This window comes from Heliomarina baculiformis (assembly GCF_019966545.1).
Classification (GTDB): Bacteria; Pseudomonadota; Alphaproteobacteria; order Rhodobacterales; family Rhodobacteraceae; genus Heliomarina; species Heliomarina baculiformis.
Map to the genome: position 1 here is coordinate 377,216 of NZ_JAIMIC010000001.1, position 19,787 is coordinate 397,002.

A 19,787-nucleotide genomic window follows, 5' to 3' on the forward strand; every position below is an offset into this window, starting at 1 on the left:
CATAGATGCCCCATCAGGGTCAACCAATACACCGACGGCTCAAATCTGACTTTGGGCATCGCGCGCGTTTTCTGCAATTGCGGCCCGCGTAGTCAAGATTCGTTTTCATCGTAATTTCAGTATCACTTAATCTTGCAAATCGACGAACAGTTGTGCCGTACCATTCGAATATTGAATGGCGTGCATCTCGTACACTTGCGCTAGAAAATAAAACTTAGTGTGCCCACTTGGCGACTGGTGCCATCTTATGGCTGGCTTCCCGACCGAGCTCAATTGTCTCCGGAAACCCGCCAGACGATGTCACCGACATCATCCGCCATCAGGAGCGATTTCCCATCTGGTCCAACTGTCACGCCAACGGGTCGTCCGTAGGCCAATTTCTCATCCTCGGACAGAAAGCCAGAGAGGATATCCCGCGCCGGTCCACTCGGACGACCGTCTTTGAACGGCACGAATATCAGTTTGTAGCCGCTCAACTTTGAGCGGTTCCACGATCCATGTTGGCCGATCACCATACCGGAACCGAAGCCCGGCAACGTTCCTTCGGGCATCCAGCACAGGCCCAGCGATGCGGTGTGACCGCCAAGCGCATAGTCCGGCGTGATCGCCTTTGCGACCATTTCCGGATCCTGTGGAACGCGATCATCTACGGTCTTACCCCAATAGCAGTATGGCCAGCCGTAAAATCCGCCATCCTCGACGGAGGTCAGGTAGTCGGGCGGTGTTTCATCGCCAAGTCCGTCCCGTTCATTGACCACCGTCCAGAGTTTGCCGGATACCGGCTCCCACGCCATGCCGACGGCATTGCGCAAACCAGACGCAAAGATGCGCGCCTGTCCCGACACCACATCCAGTTCCCAGATGGCCGCGCGACCTTCCTCGGCCTCCATGCCATTATCGCCAATGTTGGAAAGCGAACCGACACCAGCATAGATTTTGCTGCCATCCGGAGAGACAATCAGGCTACGGGTCCAGTGTCCGTGCGGCTTAAACTCTACCAGTTTCTCTCCGTCCCCGGACAGTTTGGTGTCACCCGGCGTGTAATCGAAAACTTTAATCCCGTCGGTATTGCCAAGGTAAAATCGGTTTCCGACCAAGGCCATGCCGAAGGGTTGGTTCTGGTTCTCCACGAATACCTCGCGGATCTCCGCTGTGCCGTCCCCGTCAGCATCGCGCCAAAGGGTGACACGGTTTGCGCTTTCCCCAATTGCCTTGACCCGCCGCATTGTCGCTTGGGCCGCGTGGTCCATCAGCGTCTTTGGCGGCTCGGCCTGCTCCTTGGATTCCGCAATGAGCACATCGCCATTCGGAAGGACCTCGATCCACCGAGGGTGATCCAACCCGGCGGCAAAGGCATTGACCTTCAATCCGGGTGCGCAAGTTGGCAAGCGGCCATCTTTCCAACCTTCTGCAACGGGCATCTTCAGGGTCATGATGCCCTGTTTGCGCGCGTCCGGAATGTCTGGGTCGGAACCGAACGCCTGATGCGCGGGTAGCCCCCTACGGCGCACGTAGGCAATTGTGCCGCCCACCAATGCGGTTGCTTTTGCAATAAGTTCCATGTCCAAACCTCATTTCTCTCAGCAGACTATCGGAGCTCCTGAGCCAGCGATAGGACTTTCGACTTTTCCGCTTGCGACGCTATCGGAAGTTGAACTGGCAAAGTGGGCTTACAGTTAAAATTGGCCCAATATCCTTGGGCAAAACTGAGACTGATCCTGCAACGCGGAATGCTAAAAGCGGGCATACTTGGTCAGATTGCAAAAAAGAGGCCGATAGATGAATATCTGGTCGCATGAGTCAGGTGCATTTCAATCGGTAGCGAAGATCAGAACGGGTCGCCTACTGGAAAAGTCACAACTGCACTGAACCCGCGCGCTTTTCCAGGCACGGGGGAAGTAATTTCAAAAGTGCTGCCAGACTGCTTGCAAAGCCCTTGTACAATGGTAAGGCCGAGGCCAAATCCCTCGGATTTGGTAAGTCCACGCGAAAACCTTTGCTTAAGACTTTCCAGTTCGCTGGCGCTGAGAGGGGCGCAATCGTTGGAAACAATGAGAGTGCCCGTTTTGCTGGCATCGACAGTTAATTGTGGGCTGCCTTGCGCATGTTTAAGTGCGTTGTCAAAGAGGTTGTTAAGAATAATGCCAACGGCATCGGGATCGACTTTACTGTACCAGATCCCGCGGGGTGGAGAGACGACTAACATGTCGGGGGAAGGCATACGTGCGCGCAACTCACTCAGCAACAATGTGACAACAGGTGCAATATCACCGTAATCGCTATTGATCCCAAGCCCTGATTGGGCCCGCGACATTTGTAGCAACCGTTCAATCAGGCGCGTCAGTCGTTTAAGGCCGTTTTCGATCTCCAATGCGCTTTGTTTGGCTTTTGGGTCATCTAATATCGCCCGCAGACGTTGAACGTGAGAAATACTGATCGCTGCGGGCGTGCGAAGCTCATGCGCTGCATTCGTGGCAAATTCGCGCTCTGCCGCGATCGTGGCATCAAGCCGCGCCATCATCTTGTCGATTGTATCTATTGCGGGCTCAATCTCTGCAAACGCGTTTCTGCGGTCGACGGGAGAAAGGTCGTTGGCATCTTTCGTCGCGATCTCGGCGCTTAAACCGGCAATGACTTTCGCTGACCGATTGATCGCGAGATAGGCTGCCAGCGCAACGAAGGCCCCCAGCAGCAAGAAGCCTGCGATGACGCCGACGACGACATCTGTGATCGCTTCGTTTCTCTCTCCCATAGGGGTTGCGGCTACGACCTTAAACGGCGTGTTAGGCGCATTTACCACCACAATGCGGAAGCCTAATGCGGTGACTAACTGTTCTTCGCTTCGTGCGAAGAAAACGTCATCGTCAGCGCGCGGGGACTGCAGGATCACGTTGCCCGACCGGTCAACGAACCAGAACATCGTCAGTTCATCTTCAGGCAGCAGGCTGGGTTCAAAAAACAAGGGATCAATTCTGTTTCCCGCCGTTGAGGGATCAAGACTGTCGTTTTGCGCATTCAGAACCTGCAGAACCAAATATGCCTTGCTGGTCAGCGCGAAGTCTTGAAGTTCATCGTATTCTTCTTTGACCAAGGAATAGACGAGGACCACACCAAGCACAGCGGCGATTATGCCGGGCAACAACAGCGATGTAATAAGCGTGTTTAACAGGCTGGTTGGGCGTCGGCTCATGGAGACAGCATGTATCCGATACCGCGATGCGTAACGATCAGGTCTTTGCCCAGTTTGGCGCGCAGACGGCTGATATGCGCTTCAAGCGCGTTACTCTCCAGTTCCTCGCCGAATGCGTAAACCGCGGCTTCCAGGCTGGCTTTCGGCACGATCTTGGTTTTACGCCTAAACAGCGCTTCGAACACTGACCACTCTTTTGCGGTGAGACGGACGGGTTTTCCTGCACGTTCAATCCTGTGGTCCGAAATGCAAACGGTGAGGTCACGAAGGCGCACCGTCTGGGCAACCTCGTCGGCACTGCGGCGGCACACAGTATGAATGCGGGCCTTCACCTCGTCCAGATCGAACGGCTTTATCACGTAATCATCTGCACCGCGGTTCAACCCGTCGATCCGATCCGAGACTTTATCGCGTGCCGTGAGAATGATGATCGGCGTGCGAACATTCCGGTCGCGCAGCTTACTGAGAAAAGTGAGCCCATCGCCATCAGGTAAGTGCAGGTCCAGCAAAACGATATCATATTCCATGGTGCGGATGGCGCTTTGCGCCTCATCCAGTGTGGTGAACCATTCAACGATGTGGAAATCCGCTTCAAGGTGCTCTCGAAGCGGATGTGCAAGTGCGGCCTCATCTTCAATGAGCAATATGCGCATGGGCGGGAAGTGCCTTTTGGAGGTTTTTCAACGAGGTATAGTTGAAAAAAGTGCAGACGCCAGTTCTGAGCAATCCGCTAATCTCATACCTGAACAAATGGGCCGCAAGTTTAATCAACCTTATCCTCCCCCCGATGTCACTGCGCTAAAGACGACGCTGGCGATAAAAACACCGTTAGCGACGATCAGGCACATCGTTGCCAGTGACCCGAGATCCTTTGCATCACGGGCAAATTCTGCCCAATGGGGGGAAAGGTGGTCGACGATACATTCAATTGCCGTGTTCAGCGCCTCTGCTGCGATCAATGCGAGGAACAGAATAAGCAGGAGGTAGTAATCGCCGATAGTCGCCCCTGCAAGCGCCAGCACCAAAGTGCAAATCGGCAGGGCCAGCAAGATATGGCGAAACGCCGTTTCCTGCCGCAGACGGCGGAGGCCGCCGATGGAGTATCCTGCGGCGGCGAATAGATGTGCGGCGCCGTGAATGGTTTCGGGTTTGCAACGGGGATTGGGATATAGATCGGTCAATTCGAGGCTACTTTCTGATGGTTTCGGCAGGTTTCGAAAATATCAAGTTCGGGGTTTCGCATATCTGTTTCTATGTCCAGCATTCCCAGAAGAGAGTGGAACAGGTTGTCTTGTGACAGGGGCGCATCCGCCTTGGCAGACAGACAGGCGTCGTCTATGGCGAACTGCTGTTTGAATGTCGGCGACATCCAGAGAATCATGGGCACTTTGGTCTGGTACTCCGGTGCCATGAAATAGGGAGCCCCATGCAGGTATAGCCCGCTTTCCCCCAAGGATTCACCGTGGTCCGAGACATAGATCAGCGCCGTCGAAAGCTGGTGCTGCCTTGTCAAAAACTCAATCGTTTCGGCAAGGACGGTGTCGGTATAGGCGATGGTATTGTCGTAGGCATTTGTGATCTGGTCTGACGTACAATTTTTAAACTCGGCCGTGCGGCAGGCGGGCGCGAAACGTTCAGCTTCCTGCGGATAGCGAAGATAATAAGTCGGCCCATGGCTGCCGATCTGGTGCAAAACCAGAACGGTGTCCTGGGTGATCGTTTGGGCGAAATCACTTAACTGCTGTAGAAAGATGCCGTCCATGCATTCACCCGCCGGGCAAAATTCCGCGTTGTCCGTATTGGTAAGCGAACGTTGCGTGACACGGGCTGCGATACCTTTGTCGCCAGTGTTGTTGTCCCACCATTCGACATGCAGCCCGGCATGGTCGATGACGTCCAGCACGTTTTGGTGCGATATGCCTTTCTGGAAAGAGTAATCCTCGCGATTGAACTGCGAGAACATGCAAGGCAATGACGTCGCAGTCGCTGTTCCGCATGACGTCACATCGTGAAAGCTTGTGACAGGCAGTTGTGCCAGCCGAGGATTTGTGTCGACCGCGTAGCCGTTAAGGCTGAAATTCTGAGAGCGTGCCGTTTCGCCCGCGACGACGATAGTCAGCACCGGCTTTCGACCCGGTCCGTAGGACGCGCCTTTGACGGCATCTTCGCCAATAGCAGCAACGGTCACATTGGCCGAACGCATCATCATTTTAGCGTAACGGATCGCCCCGACGATCGGCATCCCGGGCTGGAAACTACTCATGTAATCTTTGCGTTCTCGAACAATGGAGGAATAGGTTTTTAGGTCTGTCATCAGCAAACCGGCGGCCAACGCCAGGCTAAGGGCAGTGGTCAAGATGGGCGTTGCGATGGTTCTAACGGCGCTGAACCGTTTGATCTTAACGCAAGCGACCACAACCGCGGGGAAAAGACCGAAAAGAATGACATGGCTGACAAGGTCGATCGTGAACAGGTGTTTTGATTCCGTGATCGTAGTGACCATCACGTTCTGGATCATGTCGCGATCAACAATCACCCCCAAGCTATCCATGTAATAGGATGTTATCGCACTGAGCAGGATCAAAAAGATCAGGAAGGGTTTGACCGTCCAAGGAAAAGTAAATGGCGCAGAAAGGGTGAGCATCAGAAAGAAGACCGCCGCTACAAACCCGGCAAAGGAGAACGGATGGCCTGAAAAAACATCAGCCCCGATAGACCAGAACGTTTCGTTGCAGGTCAGGAATATATAGGCCAAGGCGAGCACAGTCATCGCGACTGGGGACAACGGATAAAGGTTTATCGGCCGTCCGATGGAGCCCTTCAGTTTTTTGATAGGAAGCATTGTGGGGATTTTTCGCTGTTGTTTCAGCGGCACCCACCACGCCAACCTTACCGAAACCTTACGACCGCCCGTTGATTGAATTTTTTGGGGCGGGGCTCGAAGCGTAGCCGACATCACCTATATCCGAACGCAGCAAGGTTTCGCCTTTCTTGCTGTGGTCATCGATCTCTTCTCGCGTCGTGTCGTCGGCTGGTCAATGCAGATCCGACAGAAGACGGATGTGATGCTGCAACCGCTGCTGATGGCGACGTGGCGAAGAAGGCCCAAGGAAAAGGTTCTGATCCATTCGGAGCATTCCAGCCAATTCACCAGCATGGACTGGGCAGCGTTCCTGCGGGCACACAATCCGGAACACTCGATGAGCCGCCGCGGAAACTGCCATGACAACGCGGTTGCGGAGAGCTTCTTCAACCTGCTGAAGCGTGAGCGCATCAGGTGACAGACCTAACCGAACGCGCGAAGAAGCCAGGCAGGATGTGTTCGACTATATCGAGATTTTCTACAACCCGAAGCGCAAGCACGCCCGGAATGGAATGCCGTCGCCCGTCGACTTCGAGCGGCAGCAGAAACTTAGATACGAAGACGTCCAAGAAACGCGGGGCTATTCAGAGCGAATGCTTTGGAAGTCTGCTTGTGGTTTTTTCTGGGTGACAAGTCGAGACAGCCTAGAAGTTTCACAAGCACGCGATTTTGTTCTGGGAAACGCGGATTACTACAAGAGATATTAGTTCAAGATATCTTCTCCATATACAAATCGAAGCCTAGCGGCCAAGTAGCTGCGGTTTCAATCTATTCTTTGAATGAAGAATAGCACTCTCACCTGTACTGTGAGATGTACTTTCCCGCGATTTTGGACCTGCCGATCTACTGTTGCCGCATACTTAAAATCTCACGCCAACCGTTGGAACGAATAGACTTCACCCACCAGGAAGGCTCGGGCATGCACTGGAACGTATCGGCACCCGACCGCGTTGAATTTCGATTCATGTAAAACAAGGGAGAGCGGAATGGCATCGCGCGCAATCTGGAAGGGGCAATTGCGGTTGTCGCTGGTCTCAATTCCCATAGAAATTCATTCAGCCACCAAGAGGTCTTCTCGCGTGTCTTTCCGCCAGATACACGAACCCAGCGGAAAGCCCGTGAAATACGAAAAGTCGGTGCCCGGCATCGGACCCATAGACGCAAAGGATATCGTTAAGGGCTACGACACCGGCAATGACAAATACATGCTTATCGACCCTGAGGAACTGGACGAGATCAAGCTGGAAACAAAGAAAACTTTCGAACTGGTTCAGTTCGTCGACGCCTGTGAAATCTCTCCTCTTTATTTTGACAAGCCCTATTATGTTGTGCCGACCGACGATCTGGCGCAGGACGCCTACCGCGTCGTTCGCGATGCGCTGCGCTCGGCGGGCAAGGTGGGTTTGGGACAGTTCACCATGCGCGGCAAGGAGTACCTTGGAGCGATCAAGCCCTGCGGTGACGGGCTGCTTCTGGAGACGCTGCATTATGCGGACGAACTGCGCAAAGCCGATCCCTTGTTCGGGGAAATTGCGGATGAAAAGGTAGACAAGGAACTGCTGGAGGTCGCCACCACATTAATCGACCGCAAATCCGGCCCCTTCGATGCCTCGGCCTTTACGGATCATTACGCGGAGGCGCTGCATGAACTGATCGAGGCCAAGCGGAAGAACAAGAAGACGAAGAGCGTTTCGACGGCAGAAAATGATGAACCGTCCGGAGAGAACGTCGTGGATCTGATGGCCGCGCTCAAGGAGAGCGTCAAGAAGAGCAAGGCGTCGGGCAGGAGCACGCGCAAGAAAGCATCCTGACATGGTGCGCGCCGCCGATCCGCTCGCCGATTACAATGCCCGGCGCGATTTCAGCAAGACGAAAGAGCCTGCCGGGAAGAAAGGCGAGAGCCGCAGCGGTAAGTTGCGGTTTCTTGTACAAAAGCACGACGCCACACGGTTGCATTATGATTTCCGGCTGGAGTGGGAAGGTGTGCTGCTGAGCTGGGCCGTGACGCGGGGCCCCAGCGACGATCCGGGCGAAAAACGCCTTGCTGTGCGGACTGAAGACCACCCACTGGACTACGGCACATTCGAGGGGACGATCCCTGCCAAAAACTACGGTGCTGGAACCGTGATGATGTGGGACGAAGGCACTTGGCTGCCGGAGAACGACCCCAACAAGGGTCTTGAGGAAGGCAAGCTGGCTTTTACCTTGATGGGCGCGCGGATGAAGGGCAGCTGGACCTTGGTAAGGATGAAGACCAAGGGCGAAAATCGCGAAAACTGGCTGCTGATCAAGCACCGCGACTCCGTTGCCACTGATGAACCCGACCGGCTGACGGAAAGCTTCGACGTCTCTGTCTCCACGGGCCGTACGATGGAACAGATCGCCAGCGGCGCAAAGGCCAAATCCATCAAGAAGGCCGAGGTCACCACCCAGACCGGCAGGCGCCCGCGCTACCGCGCCCCCCAACTCGCGACACTGGTGTCGGAACCGCCCGAGGGCGATGACTGGATCTTTGAAACCAAATTCGACGGTTACCGTTGCCTCGCGGCTCTCGGCAAGGGCGGCCCCCGGCTCTGGACGCGAAACGGAAAGGACTGGACGGAACAGTTTCACGCGCTTCAAGGTGCCTTCGCCCCCCTGCCCTGCAAATCAGCCCTGATCGACGGCGAGGTGATGGCCCGCAACATTTCCGGCTCTGCGTTTTCCTCATTGCAGTCGGCGTTGAAAGGCGGAAGGCCACTGGTGTTCTTTGCCTTCGACCTGCTGTCGCTCGACGGCACCGAGCTGACGAAAGAGCCCCTTCTCGACCGCAAGGAAAAACTGGCCGCACTGTTGCAGCATCTGCCCGATGACGGCCCGCTGCGCATGAGCACGCATATCAAGGGTGGCGGTCAGAATCTCTTTGCGCGTGCCTGCAAGACCGGTGCGGAGGGTATCATCGCCAAGCGTGCAGAGGCCTTGTATTCCGGACGGCGCACGAAAGACTGGCTCAAGATCAAATGCACAAGGCGGCAGGAGTTCGTTGTGGGCGGCTATTCCCCATCCGACAAGAGGGGGCGGCCGTTTGCCTCGCTACTGGTGGGCGAGAACGGACCGGAAGGATTGCGTTACCGCGGGCGCGTGGGCACCGGCTTTAACGAGGCGGCATTCGACACGCTGACAGCGGCCTTCAGGATGCGCAAGACCAGTCCCTTCGCAGACGTCCCCGCCGACATCGCCGCCGAGGCGAAATGGGTCACGCCTGCCTTGGTGGCGGAAGTGGACTTTGCCGAATTCACCGCAGACGGGCATATCCGACACGGCAGCTACCTCGGCCTGCGCGACGACAAGGACGCAAAGGAGATCAGGATGGAAACGCCAAAGGGCAAACCCGAAAGCGCCGAGACCACCAAGGTTGCGGGCATTGTCATCAGCCACGCAGACCGCGTGATTTTTTCCAAGAAGGATATCACCAAGGGCGACGTAGCGCGTTATTACGACGCCGCCGGTAAACGGCTACTGGAGATCGCGGGCAAACGGCCCCTTTCGCTCTTGCGCCTGCCCGAGGGAATGGAGGGCGAGCAGTTTTTCCAGAAGCATGCCGGGAAAGGCATGCCGAAGGAACTGCACCGTATCGAGATCTCCGAAAGCGACGGCGAAATCGCCACCTACCTCGACGCCACCCGCGCCAGCGCCTTTGTCGCAGGGGCACAGATGGGCACGATCGAATACCACATCTGGGGCGCGCGCTCGGATCGGCTTGACCGACCAGACCGTCTGGTTTTCGACCTCGACCCCGACGAGGGGCTCGGCTGGCCACAGGTCCGTCGTGCTGCCTTCGACGTGGCGGACCGGCTGGACGCGCTCGGCCTTGCGTCCGTCCCGGTGGTCAGCGGCGGCAAGGGGGTGCATGTTTGCGTCTGCCTCAAGCGCCGGCAGGAATGGGAAACGGTCAAGCTGTTTGCCAAGACCTTGGCCCATATCATGGCGCAAGCAGAACCGGACCGTTTCACGGCAGGCATGTCCAAGGCAAAGCGCAAGGGACGCATCTTTATCGACTGGCTGCGCAACGAACGCGGATCGACGGCTATCGCACCCTACTCAATCAGAGCGCGACCAAATGCTAGCGTAGCGATCCCCGTGACTTGGGATGAGTTGAAAAGGCTGAGGGGCCCGGACACTTTCAGCCTGAAAGCGGCAACAGGACGGCTTGATGCGGACTGTCCTTATTTGAAACGCCTCAACGACCCGGAGTCCCTGACATCAGCAACCATCGATGCACTTTCAAATCTACAGTAGGATGGGTCTTTGCTTCAGCGGGAGACCCGATCAAACCTGCCGCCGGCAGTCATCGAAAGCATGAGTTAAAGCACTTTTCATTGGCTGTACCTCTGGACTCGAACGGTCCCTGTGCCATTGGGTCGAAGCAAGACAAAAGGCCGCGTTGGATCAGCTGTTCCCGGCCCTTTGCAGATCGTTGTGCCATGCGCAACGGATGAGCGGTTTCAGCCCAAAGAAACCGGAGGTCGCGGACTAGAAGTGTGACTTGACCGAGCACGCCGGGCAGGTCGTGGTGTTTTGCGACATTAAGCGATGCCGTCCAAGATATGCAGATATAGGATCTTGCCAGCGGTGACCGGTCGAGGCGGAAGCGTTCGCGAGGTCACAATACGCAGCTGATTGCATTGTGCCCCATGGCGGTCCGTTGCCATGCCATGGGGCACTAACCTCGTCCTCGGAAATCTCCATGTCTATGCGGGATCGACGAACTCTCACGCCGCATTAACGCCTAAGCTGTTGGCACGGTACCACCGTCGATCACGTACTCAGTACCCGTGATCGTGCCCGCACGATCCGAAGCGATAAAGGCAATGAGGTTCGCAATCTCTTCCGGCTTCGACGGACGCCCGATCGGTACACCGCCCAGCGAGTCCATGATCATCTGCTTTCCCTGTTCGACGTCCACCCGGTGCTCCGCCGCGAGGCGTTTTGCCAGTTGCACCGAGGATTCCGTTTCGATCCAGCCCGGAGAGACCCGCGCCACTCGGACTCCCATGGGCGACACCTGTTTCGACAGGCTCTTGCTGTAGGTCGAAAGCGCTGCCTTTGCGGCGGCGCGCTTCGGGCAGAGGCAGTTGGCTCTGGATCGAGGTGACATGGATCACCACCCCTGAACCAAGCGCCTCCATCTCCGGTAATAGCGCGCGGTCGAGCCGCACTGCCGGCATCAGGTTCAAATCGATCTCTTTCTGCCACTGGGCGTCATCAAGGGCGCGGTACCCGCCGGCCGGAGCCGAGGAGCCACCCAGCATATGCACGACCACGTCCACACCGCCGAGCCGGTCATGCACCGCCCGGGCCACTGCGGCGCAGCCCTCGGGGGTCATGAGATCGGCCGTAACGAACTGCGCCTCCGGCATCTCGGGCGGCTTGGTGCGGGCTGTGGTCAGCACCCGCGCGCCCAGGTCCTGGAAGAGCTTTACCGTGGCGGCTCCGGCACCGCGTGTGCCGGAGGTGATGAGCGCGCGTTTGCCCTCGAGCGTCACGAAAGGGCTCATGGCACGATCTCCAGTTCCGCGATCAGATCGTCCTTCAGTACAAAAAAGTACCGCAGGTCGACGGGGCTGCCGGGGAAGTCGCCGACGAGGTGACTGGTGACGACGATGCGCCCGCCTTCTTCGGCCAGCGAGAAGGGTTCAACCGTGTAGGTGTACTTGGTCGAGGTGGTCGTCCTCCACTGCCGGATCTCGTCTCGACCGGTATAGGTATTGCCCTCGTCCACGACGGTGGCGTCCGGGGTGAAGCATTCCGAGATGGCCCCGGCGTTGCCCTTCTTGTCCGCCTTGAAATAGGCGTCGATGACGTCGGGAAGGTCGATACTCATGGTCATTTCTCCTGTCTTGGCGGTCTGATTGGGGATGTTCAGGTGCGGGTGCCGATCTCGGCGTTCGAGTTCTTCGTGCGCGAAGGAATCTTTTCCGTGGGAACGGAGGTCAGCGCGGCCACGGCATCGACTTGCTTGGGTGCGGCCTGCTCACCCTGCCCACGGAAAGAGTTATCCAGCAGCAGGCGCAGCGAACGGTTGGTTTCCATCAGCAGGAAGGAGATCATGCAGTCCTGTTCGAGCGAGGTCGCCTCTGCCGTTACGACACGGACGTCCTTGAGACCGGCTCGGCCGTGGGTAATAATGTAGTTGTTGTCCTATCCGCGGGGCAGCAGCCGGGGATGGCGCATGGTGGCGGGCGCGCCACTGTCCTTGAATTTCCAACCGAACTTGGCGGAGATGTCGGGCGATGAGCGCGTCGAGGATACCATAGGCTTGGGCTGTCTGCTCAGTGCTGAAGAAGACCTGGTCGTACTGCATCTTTTAAACTCCATTACCGTTCTGCCTCCCAATCTACGGCTTTGACGCCATGCCGATAACCGGGATAAACTGAGATGTGGAATTGCGGATTTCGGGACAATCATCATGTACAAGCTGACGGATTTCGACGCGGTGCTGGCGATCGGGCGGCGGGGATCGTTCCGGGCGGCGGCGCTCGACCTTGGCATGTCGACCAGCGCCCTGAGCAACGCAATCGCCAAGCTAGAAGAGCAGCTCGGTGTGCGCCTGTTCAACCGCACGACGCGCAGCGTCTCGCTGACCGACGCCGGACGGCGCTTCGTCGAGCAGGTCAGCCCGGCGCTGCGGGACATTCATCAGGCGCTCGACACGGTACGCTCGCAGCAGGAAACTCCGCGCGGCACGCTGCGGATCAACACCTTCGCCACGGCAGGACGCGAGTTTCTCGCGCCGCTCGTGCTGGAGTACCTCCGGCGGTTTCCCGACGTCCGTGTCGATGTCGTCACCGAAGGCAACCTGGTCGATATTGTCGCGGAGGGTTTCGATTTCGGGGTGCGCAGCCAGCCGCTTGTTCCTTCCGACATGATCGCCATCTCGATCGGGCCGCCGCGCCGCTACGCAGTGGTAGGCAGCCCCGCCTATTTCGCGGGGCGGTCGGTACCGCAGGTGCCCTCGGATCTACTCGGCCATGCGTGCATCAGAACCCGCCTGCCGAACGGCGGCATGTTCCGCTGGCAGTTCTTATCCGAGACCGAGCCGGTGCAGGTAGACGTACTCGGCCCGATTACGCTGGACGAGGCCAGCCTTGCCCGGATTGCCGCGCTGGAGGGGGTCGGTATCGGCTACTTCATGGAATCCGACGTACGTGAGGATATCGAGGCGGGCCGGCTGGTGCGCGTACTGGAGGACTGGACCCCGCCGCTGTCGCCCCTGTGCCTCTATTACCCCAGTCGGCGCAACCCGCCTGCGGCCTTCAAGGTCTTCGTCGACCTGGCGCGCGAACTTTCCCGGGCGCGCTAATTTCTCTGGAAGAAAATGGCCGGAAACTTTGAAATTTTCCAACCTCTTCCGAAGAGCGCGCGCGTTGCGGCGGCCGGAAGCGCCTATCACGACGCAGGCCCCAAGGAGGCCTATGTGGACGGCAAGATGGTCTCGCACAAAGGCTGGACGGCGTTGGCGAGTTTCATGCGAGAATGCCTCAAGTTACTCGGGGCTGAGAGCCGCGACATCTGAAATGGCTCATCCAGATTAAGACGTTGGCCGCCGCAAGTGACCTCCGTTTCTTTCGCGGCAGTGTCGCTATGCGGCGCAGGAATATCCTCCGTCCACGGGCAGGCTGATGCCGGTGACAAAATCCGACGCGGAGGAGCACAGGAAGAGCGCGGCTCCGCCCAGGTCCGCCGGTCGGCCCCAACGTCCCGCTGGCGTGCGCGCCAGAACGCGCTCGTTCAGGTCCGATACCTGGTCGCGGGCCATGACCGTCATATCGGTATCGATCCAGCCGGGCAGGATCGCGTTGACTTGGATGTTGTTACTGGCCCAGGCGGTGGCCAGTGACATGGTCAGTTGTACAACGCCTCCCTTAGCCGCGGCGTAGGGCGCGGATTTGGGCGATCCGAAGAGGGACATGAGCGACCCGATATTCACGATCTTTCCGCCTCCGCTCTTCACCATCAGGGAATAGGCCGCCTTCGAGGCGATGAAGGCCGAGGTGAGATTGCTCGCAATCAGGCCATTCCACTCGGCGACCGAATAGTCCTGCGGCAGTTTACGGTCGTTCGTGCCGGCGTTGTTGATCAGGATGTCCAGCCTTCCGAAACCGTCGACGACGCCCGCCATGATCTTCGCGACGCTCTGCTCGTCTGTCATGTCGCCGTTGAACGCCATCGGGGTCGGGAAGCCTTCGCGGGCAAGAGTCGCAGATGCAGCGGCGTTTTTTTCGCCGTTTCGTCCGACAATCGCAATTGTCGCGCCCGCATCGGCGAGCGCCGCCGCCATGGCAAGACCAATGCCGCCATTGCCACCAGTGACCAGCGCCACCTTTCCGGAGAGTTTCATCATGATCGGTATCCTTCTTTCACGGGCGCTTCCCACTTCGGTCCAAGCCCAGATAATCTGGGTGACAAATACAGCGACACAACTAAAGAATCGCGACGCTTGCAGAATCATTTTGTCAGGCCAAAAGCTTCAATAATACCGCCTTTGTTCGGATACATCGGTCAATTATGCTATTTTTGTTGTGGAATCGCCTCTGATTAATAAGACAAAAGGCAAAAACTCCTCGTCCGGATACGAAAGTGAATATTGATATCTTTTTAACCATATGCCTTATTTGCCCAACCAAAGAGGCGCTGAGCCTCTCCCGGCCCGCTGGAGGAGATGGGCCGGGCATCGACCCTAGGGAGGACAACATGACTTTCGTAAACAGGCTTTCAGGACTGGCGGTTCTGACCGCTTCGGCGCTTATCCTAGCCGGAGCGGCCATGGCCGCCGACTACAACTGGACGTTCCAGACGTCGGAAACGGCAGGCGAACCGGGCTTCGTCAACAAGCAAAAATGGGCAGAAGAAGTCGGCAAGCTGTCCGGTGGCCGGATCGAGATCGAGATCCTGCCGATCGGCTCCGTCGTGCCCCATACCGACACGCTCGACGCGGTCGGCGCGGGTATCCTGCAGGGACACCTGACCGACCCCAGCTATTTCACGGGAAAGGACCCGGCCTTCGCGATGATGGGCAACCTCGTCGGCGCGTGGAGCGACCCGTTCGAACTGCTGGGCTTCATGGAGAGCGGCGGCGGCAATGAACTCTACTCCGAACTGGTCGAGCCCTATGGCGTCAAGTTCATCGGCGCGGCAGCAACCGAGCCCGAAGCCTTCGTTTCGCGCGTGCCAATCCGTACGGTAGAGGACCTGAAGGGCGTCAAGATGCGGGCGCCCGAAGGCATGGTCTACGAGATCTTCTCGAAGGCGGGTGCGGCACCCGTGTCGCTTCCGGGATCCGAGATCTTCTCGGCGCTCGACAAGGGTGTGGTGGACGCGGCGGATAACACCGTCTTCGCCACGAACCAGGCACTCGGAATGAACGACATCGCGCATTACCCGCTCTATCCCGGCTTCCACTCGCTACCGATGATCGACGTGTCGATGACCAAGTCGATCTGGGATGAGCTGCCCGAGGATCTGCAGGAAATCCTGACTGCCTCGGTCCAGCAGTTCAGCTTCAACCACATCTTCTCGGTCCGGCAGCTTGATGCTGCGGCGGTGGAGAAGGCCAAGGCGAACCCGGAGATCGAGATCATCAACTGGTCCGGCGACGAGCGCGCGAAGTTCCGTCGCATCGCGCAGGAGGAATGGCAGAACTGGGCGCCCAAAACCGAAATGACCCAGCGCTATTACGATGCGGTGACAAAATACCTTCAGGGCCGCAACCTGCTTTGATCCAAGCATAATCCAATAAAGCAGCGCCTGGCCGACTTGCGCCGGGCGCCGTTCTGACAGGCAGGGAGGCGGTCCGAACATGGCCGACGAGAGCGACATCATCAACAAGGTCGAGAACGAGGATTCGGAGATCCGCACGGGCCTCGACCGGGCGATCGCGGGGTCGTCTAAACTCTTTGCATGGGCGATCTTCATCGCCTTCCTGATCACGGTCATCGAGGTGGTCGCCCGCTATGTCTTTGACAGCCCGACCTTCTGGGCGCACGAGACAACGACCTTCCTGATCGCCGCGATCTTCCTGATCGGCGGCCCGGTGGCACTGGCGCGCGACAAGCACATCCGGGTGCGGATGTTCTACGACGCGATCGGGCCACGGCGGCGGCGCTCGCTGGACATCTTTAACTCTATCGTGGCGCTCGTCTTCTTCGCAGGCCTCGCCTATGCGAGCTGGATCATGGTCGGCAAATCATGGTTTACACCGACGGGAGCCATGCACCTCGAAGGTACGGGGACCTCGTGGAACCCTCCGACGCCGGCCCTTCTGAAGCTGCTGGTGCTCATCTGCGTGGTTGCTATGTTCGTCCAGACAGTGTTACACCTGATCGACGCGCTCCGACGCGACATCTCCTCTGTCACGCGCGGAGGCGAATGATGGGGCTGAGTTCTCTCGGGATCGAATACGGATCCTACCTTCTCGTCGCCGCGATCTTCGTTCTCCTTCTAACCGGCCAGCCGCTGGCATGGGTCACGGGGCTGGTCGCGCTTATCTTCACCTTCGGATGGTTCGGGCCCATGGCGCTGCCGCTGGTGACCGCCCGGATCTTCGGTTTCATCACCGAATACTCGCTCGTCGCCATCCCGATGTTCATCCTGATGGCCGCGCTCCTCGACCGCTCCGGCATCGCGCGCTCCCTCTTCAACGGGATGCGCATCCTTGCCGGCCGCCTACCGGGCGGCGTCGCGGTGCAGACCCTTATCGTGGCGATCCTGATGGCCGCCATGTCGGGCGTCATCGGCGGCGAGATCGTCCTTCTCGGCATCCTCGCCCTGCCCCAGATGCTTCGGCTGGGTTACGACCGGAACCTCTCCATCGGCGTGGTCTGCGCCGGGGGATCGCTCGGGACGATGATGCCGCCCTCGATCGTGCTGATCATCTACGGGCTAGTCGCCAATGCCTCCATCGCCGACCTCTTCATCGCGGCGATCACCCCTGCCTTGCTGCTGCTCGGATTCTACGTGGCCTACGTGCTGTTCCTCTGCTGGCGGAACCCGAATCTCGGCCCGCCGATGTCGCGCGAGGAGGCGGAAAAGGAATCCCTCCTGTCTGCTCTTCGTTCGGTGGCTGCGCCGCTCTTCATCGTCTTCGTCGTGCTCGGCTCGATCTATGGCGGCATCGCCTCGATCACCGAGGCTGCGGCCATGGGGGTCTCTGCTGTCATGATCATCGCGCTGATGCGGCGCGAGCTGACGGTGAAGATGATCCAAGAAAGCCTTGTCCACACGCTCGAGACCTGCGGGATGATCATCTGGATCGGGATCGCAGCCGCCGTGCTCGTGGGCGTCTACAACCTGATGGGCGGCAACCGGTTCGTGGCTCAATCGATCCTCGGCATCGAGGCGGCACCGGTGGTCATTATCATGGTGATGATGCTGATCCTGCTGGTGCTGGGCATGTTCCTCGACTGGATTGGTATCGCGCTTTTGACCCTGCCTATCTTCGTCCCGATCGTGGTCCAGCTCGGCTACGACCCGATCTGGTTCGGCATTCTCTTCGCGGTAAACATGCAGGTCTCCTACCTGACGCCACCCTTCGGCCCCGCCGCCTTCTATCTCAAAAGCGTGGCGCCCAAGGAGATCACGTTGAAGCACATTTACACGGCGCTCCTGCCCTTCATCGCGCTGCAATTGGTGGTTCTCGTGACCATCCTCTTATTCCCGCCAATCGCAACCTGGCTTATATGAAGGCCCTTTGACCATTCGACACGAGGCAAGACAGTTGGACTACACTTTCGAAGAAACCAGTCAGGGATCGGCCGTAGATCAGGTCGTGGCCCAGATACGGGAGCTGATCGAGACCGATGGGCTGACGGTCGGCGACAAGCTCCCGACCGAGCGCGAGCTCTGCGAACGTTTTGTCACCAGTCGCAATACCGTGCGCGAGGCGATGCGGATGTTGAAGGCCTACGGCATAGTCGACGTGCGGCCCAAGGTTGGTGCCACGATCATCGACGAACGGATGAACCGTGCGCTGGACATCTTCTCATTCAACGTGGCCGAGATCTCGCGCCGGACCTTTGACGATATCCAGGGGTTCCGCGAGTTGATCGAGACCGGCACCGCACTCGCCATCTTTGACGCTGTCACGCCGGAGGACCTCGCAGAACTGCGCGACCTCAACCGCCAGATGGTGCAGGCCCGCAGCGTCGTGGAAGCGTCGGAGTTCGATTACCGGTTCCATATCAAGCTGATCTCCCTGACAGGGAACCGGTCGATCCTCGATGTCTACGGTATCATGAAGCCGGTGATCCTGAGGATTATGCAGCGCGGCAAGACGCGGCGCATCATCGAGGGCGAAACCTACCGTGAGCACGAAGGCGTCCTGAACGCCATCGAGGAGGCGGACCACCTCGCCTACCAGTACCTCATGCGGACCCATCTCCGGAAAGGCCTCGCAACCTTTTCCGAACAGACTGGCATTCCGGAAAGCAGAACCTGACGAGCAGAACGAGCGAGAGCCGGCGGTCAGCCGGCCGGACAATGGAAATTTCAAACTCTCTGGGAGGAGAAAATGAAACTGAAGACGTTGTTTGCAACGCTGGTGACAGCGACGTTTCTGAGCGGGGGCGTGCTTTATGCCGGCCCCAATGTTGTTTCGGGCCCTGGCGCCGAGCCCGAGTGCTTCGCCCCTTGGGACAAGGACACGACCTACATGCAATGGTCCGCCAAGGAAGGCCCGTACAAGATCGCCGTGGTCAACGGCTTCGTGGGCAATACGTGGCGCATCCAGATGGTGAAGACGGCCAAGGCCTTCGCCGAGGACCCGAGCATCACGGACAAGATCTCGGCGTTTAAGGTCGTCTCGACCGGCACCGACGCGCCCGCGCAGCTCGGCGCCATCGAGGATTTCATCAACCAAGGCTATGACGCGATCATTACCATCGCCGTGGCGCCGACGGGCTTTGACCGGGTGATCCGCCTGGCCGACAAGAACGACGTCGTGCTTGTGCCCTTTGACAACGTGCTCGACACCGACGCGGTGATGCAGGTGAACGAGGACCAGCTTGCCATGGGCAAGAGATGGGGCGAGTTCATCCTGGGTGAGCTGGACGCCATGGGCGTCGACGGCGGCAAGCTGCTTGAGGTGCGCGGCCTAGCTGGCAATTCGGTGGACCGGGACCGCTCGCAAGCAATCAACGATGCCATCGCGGCGGATGACGGTGACTGGGAGGTGGTCACCGTGGTTGGCAACTGGGACGACGGAACGACGCAGAAAGTTGTGGCCGACGCCATCGCCGTGCACGGCCAGTTCGACGCGGTGATCGGCCAGGGCGGCTCCAACGGGATCGTGCAGGCGCTGAAAGACGCGGGTCACCCGTGGGTGCCTGTCGCAGGCGAGTCGGAGAACGGGTTCCGCAAGGCCATCGCGGAGTATTCCGACGAAGGGCTGAAAGGCATTTCCATCGGCCAGTCGCCGGGCCTCGTCGCTGTTGCGATGAAGGCGGCAGTCTCGGCGCTGGAGGGCAACGTGATGCCGCAGCTCATCTCAGTGCCGCTGCCGGTAGCCACCTACAAGGACCTTGAAGACGGCAAGAACTACTGGTCCGAATTGCCGGACAACTTCTTCACCGTGAACGAATTTCCGCCCTGTAATGTGAACATTTCGGGGCCGGATATCATGGCCGAGAGCGAAGCCGACACGAACTGAGACCAGGTGGGTGACCGGCTACCCGGTCACCCCGCTCCCTATCCTTCAGG

General features: G+C 58.4%; 18 protein-coding genes and 2 pseudogenes. 10 read left to right on the forward strand and 10 right to left on the reverse strand.

The genetic code is table 11. The features are described 5' to 3' along the window. Nucleotides 1-269: 269 nt before the first annotated feature. From MF268_RS01845 to MF268_RS01865, 5 genes are all read right to left on the reverse strand, one after another. Nucleotides 270-1,562, reverse strand: a complete 1,293-nt coding sequence (locus MF268_RS01845) for a PQQ-dependent sugar dehydrogenase (protein ID WP_238369202.1) — start codon at nucleotides 1,560-1,562, stop codon at nucleotides 270-272. A gap of 266 nt (nucleotides 1,563-1,828) precedes the next feature. Next, on the reverse strand, nucleotides 1,829-3,190 hold the full coding sequence (locus tag MF268_RS01850) for a sensor histidine kinase (RefSeq protein ID WP_238369203.1): 1,362 nt from the start codon (nucleotides 3,188-3,190) through the stop codon (nucleotides 1,829-1,831). Next, a complete protein-coding gene (locus MF268_RS01855; protein WP_238369204.1) occupies nucleotides 3,187-3,843 on the reverse strand; it encodes a response regulator transcription factor in 657 nt (218 codons plus the stop codon). The genes MF268_RS01850 and MF268_RS01855 overlap by 4 nt, the downstream gene beginning before the upstream one ends. 120 nt (nucleotides 3,844-3,963) lie before the next feature. Continuing rightward, complete coding sequence (locus tag MF268_RS01860; RefSeq protein WP_238369205.1) at nucleotides 3,964-4,371, reverse strand: diacylglycerol kinase; 408 nt, start codon at nucleotides 4,369-4,371, stop codon at nucleotides 3,964-3,966. Next, the gene (locus MF268_RS01865) at nucleotides 4,368-6,146 is read right to left on the reverse strand and encodes a phosphoethanolamine transferase (RefSeq protein ID WP_238369206.1); all 1,779 of its coding nucleotides are present in this window, start codon (nucleotides 6,144-6,146) and stop codon (nucleotides 4,368-4,370) included. The genes MF268_RS01860 and MF268_RS01865 overlap by 4 nt, the downstream gene beginning before the upstream one ends. On the opposite strand from MF268_RS01865, the pseudogene MF268_RS01870 reads away from it, so the two are divergent. From MF268_RS01870 to ligD, 3 genes and pseudogenes are all read left to right on the forward strand, one after another. After that, nucleotides 6,136-6,619: pseudogene (locus tag MF268_RS01870) on the forward strand (IS3 family transposase); the annotation flags it as partial. The gene MF268_RS01865 and the pseudogene MF268_RS01870 overlap by 11 nt on opposite strands. Nucleotides 6,620-7,039: 420 nt before the next feature. Further along, nucleotides 7,040-7,864 carry a non-homologous end joining protein Ku gene (gene ku, locus MF268_RS01875; protein WP_238369207.1) on the forward strand — a complete coding sequence of 275 codons (825 nt, stop codon included), beginning with the start codon at nucleotides 7,040-7,042 and terminating at the stop codon, nucleotides 7,862-7,864. A gap of 1 nt (nucleotide 7,865) precedes the next feature. Beyond that, nucleotides 7,866-10,331: a DNA ligase D gene (gene ligD / locus MF268_RS01880; RefSeq protein ID WP_238369208.1), complete on the forward strand. Its 2,466-nt coding sequence runs from the start codon at nucleotides 7,866-7,868 to the stop codon at nucleotides 10,329-10,331. Nucleotides 10,332-10,821: 490 nt separating this feature from the next. Here ligD and MF268_RS25145 read toward each other — a convergent pair whose 3' ends face one another. From MF268_RS25145 to MF268_RS01895, 4 genes and pseudogenes are all read right to left on the reverse strand, one after another. Beyond that, nucleotides 10,822-11,190, reverse strand: a complete 369-nt coding sequence (locus MF268_RS25145) for an SDR family oxidoreductase (protein WP_337926776.1) — start codon at nucleotides 11,188-11,190, stop codon at nucleotides 10,822-10,824. 25 nt (nucleotides 11,191-11,215) lie between these two features. After that, a pseudogene (locus tag MF268_RS25150) lies at nucleotides 11,216-11,590 on the reverse strand (SDR family NAD(P)-dependent oxidoreductase); the annotation flags it as partial. Beyond that, entirely contained in the window at nucleotides 11,587-11,916 is a 330-nt protein-coding gene (locus MF268_RS01890) for a nuclear transport factor 2 family protein (protein WP_238369209.1), read from the reverse strand. The gene MF268_RS01890 and the pseudogene MF268_RS25150, both read right to left, overlap by 4 nt. A gap of 38 nt (nucleotides 11,917-11,954) precedes the next feature. Further along, the gene (locus MF268_RS01895) at nucleotides 11,955-12,143 is read right to left on the reverse strand and encodes a hypothetical protein (protein ID WP_238369210.1); all 189 of its coding nucleotides are present in this window, start codon (nucleotides 12,141-12,143) and stop codon (nucleotides 11,955-11,957) included. A 358-nt stretch (nucleotides 12,144-12,501) separates the two neighbouring features. On the opposite strand from MF268_RS01895, the gene MF268_RS01900 reads away from it, so the two are divergent. Continuing rightward, on the forward strand, nucleotides 12,502-13,395 hold the full coding sequence (locus tag MF268_RS01900) for a LysR family transcriptional regulator (RefSeq protein WP_238369211.1): 894 nt from the start codon (nucleotides 12,502-12,504) through the stop codon (nucleotides 13,393-13,395). A gap of 15 nt (nucleotides 13,396-13,410) precedes the next feature. Then, nucleotides 13,411-13,608: a type 1 glutamine amidotransferase family protein gene (locus MF268_RS01905; RefSeq protein WP_238369212.1), complete on the forward strand. Its 198-nt coding sequence runs from the start codon at nucleotides 13,411-13,413 to the stop codon at nucleotides 13,606-13,608. 66 nt (nucleotides 13,609-13,674) lie between these two features. Here MF268_RS01905 and MF268_RS01910 read toward each other — a convergent pair whose 3' ends face one another. Next, on the reverse strand, nucleotides 13,675-14,436 hold the full coding sequence (locus MF268_RS01910) for an SDR family NAD(P)-dependent oxidoreductase (RefSeq protein ID WP_238369213.1): 762 nt from the start codon (nucleotides 14,434-14,436) through the stop codon (nucleotides 13,675-13,677). A gap of 350 nt (nucleotides 14,437-14,786) precedes the next feature. Here MF268_RS01910 and MF268_RS01915 point away from each other — a divergent pair, with 350 nt between their 5' ends. From MF268_RS01915 to MF268_RS01935, 5 genes are all read left to right on the forward strand, one after another. After that, entirely contained in the window at nucleotides 14,787-15,812 is a 1,026-nt protein-coding gene (locus MF268_RS01915; protein ID WP_238369214.1) for a TRAP transporter substrate-binding protein, read from the forward strand. Nucleotides 15,813-15,891: 79 nt separating this feature from the next. Beyond that, the gene (locus MF268_RS01920; protein ID WP_238369215.1) at nucleotides 15,892-16,464 is read left to right on the forward strand and encodes a TRAP transporter small permease subunit; all 573 of its coding nucleotides are present in this window, start codon (nucleotides 15,892-15,894) and stop codon (nucleotides 16,462-16,464) included. Beyond that, nucleotides 16,461-17,774, forward strand: a complete 1,314-nt coding sequence (locus MF268_RS01925) for a TRAP transporter large permease (protein ID WP_238369216.1) — start codon at nucleotides 16,461-16,463, stop codon at nucleotides 17,772-17,774. Before MF268_RS01920 ends, MF268_RS01925 begins: the two co-directional genes overlap by 4 nt. A gap of 34 nt (nucleotides 17,775-17,808) precedes the next feature. Further along, the gene (locus tag MF268_RS01930) at nucleotides 17,809-18,528 is read left to right on the forward strand and encodes a FadR/GntR family transcriptional regulator (RefSeq protein ID WP_238369217.1); all 720 of its coding nucleotides are present in this window, start codon (nucleotides 17,809-17,811) and stop codon (nucleotides 18,526-18,528) included. A 72-nt stretch (nucleotides 18,529-18,600) separates the two neighbouring features. Further along, complete coding sequence (locus MF268_RS01935) at nucleotides 18,601-19,737, forward strand: sugar ABC transporter substrate-binding protein (protein ID WP_238369218.1); 1,137 nt, start codon at nucleotides 18,601-18,603, stop codon at nucleotides 19,735-19,737. Nucleotides 19,738-19,787 lie beyond the last annotated feature (50 nt).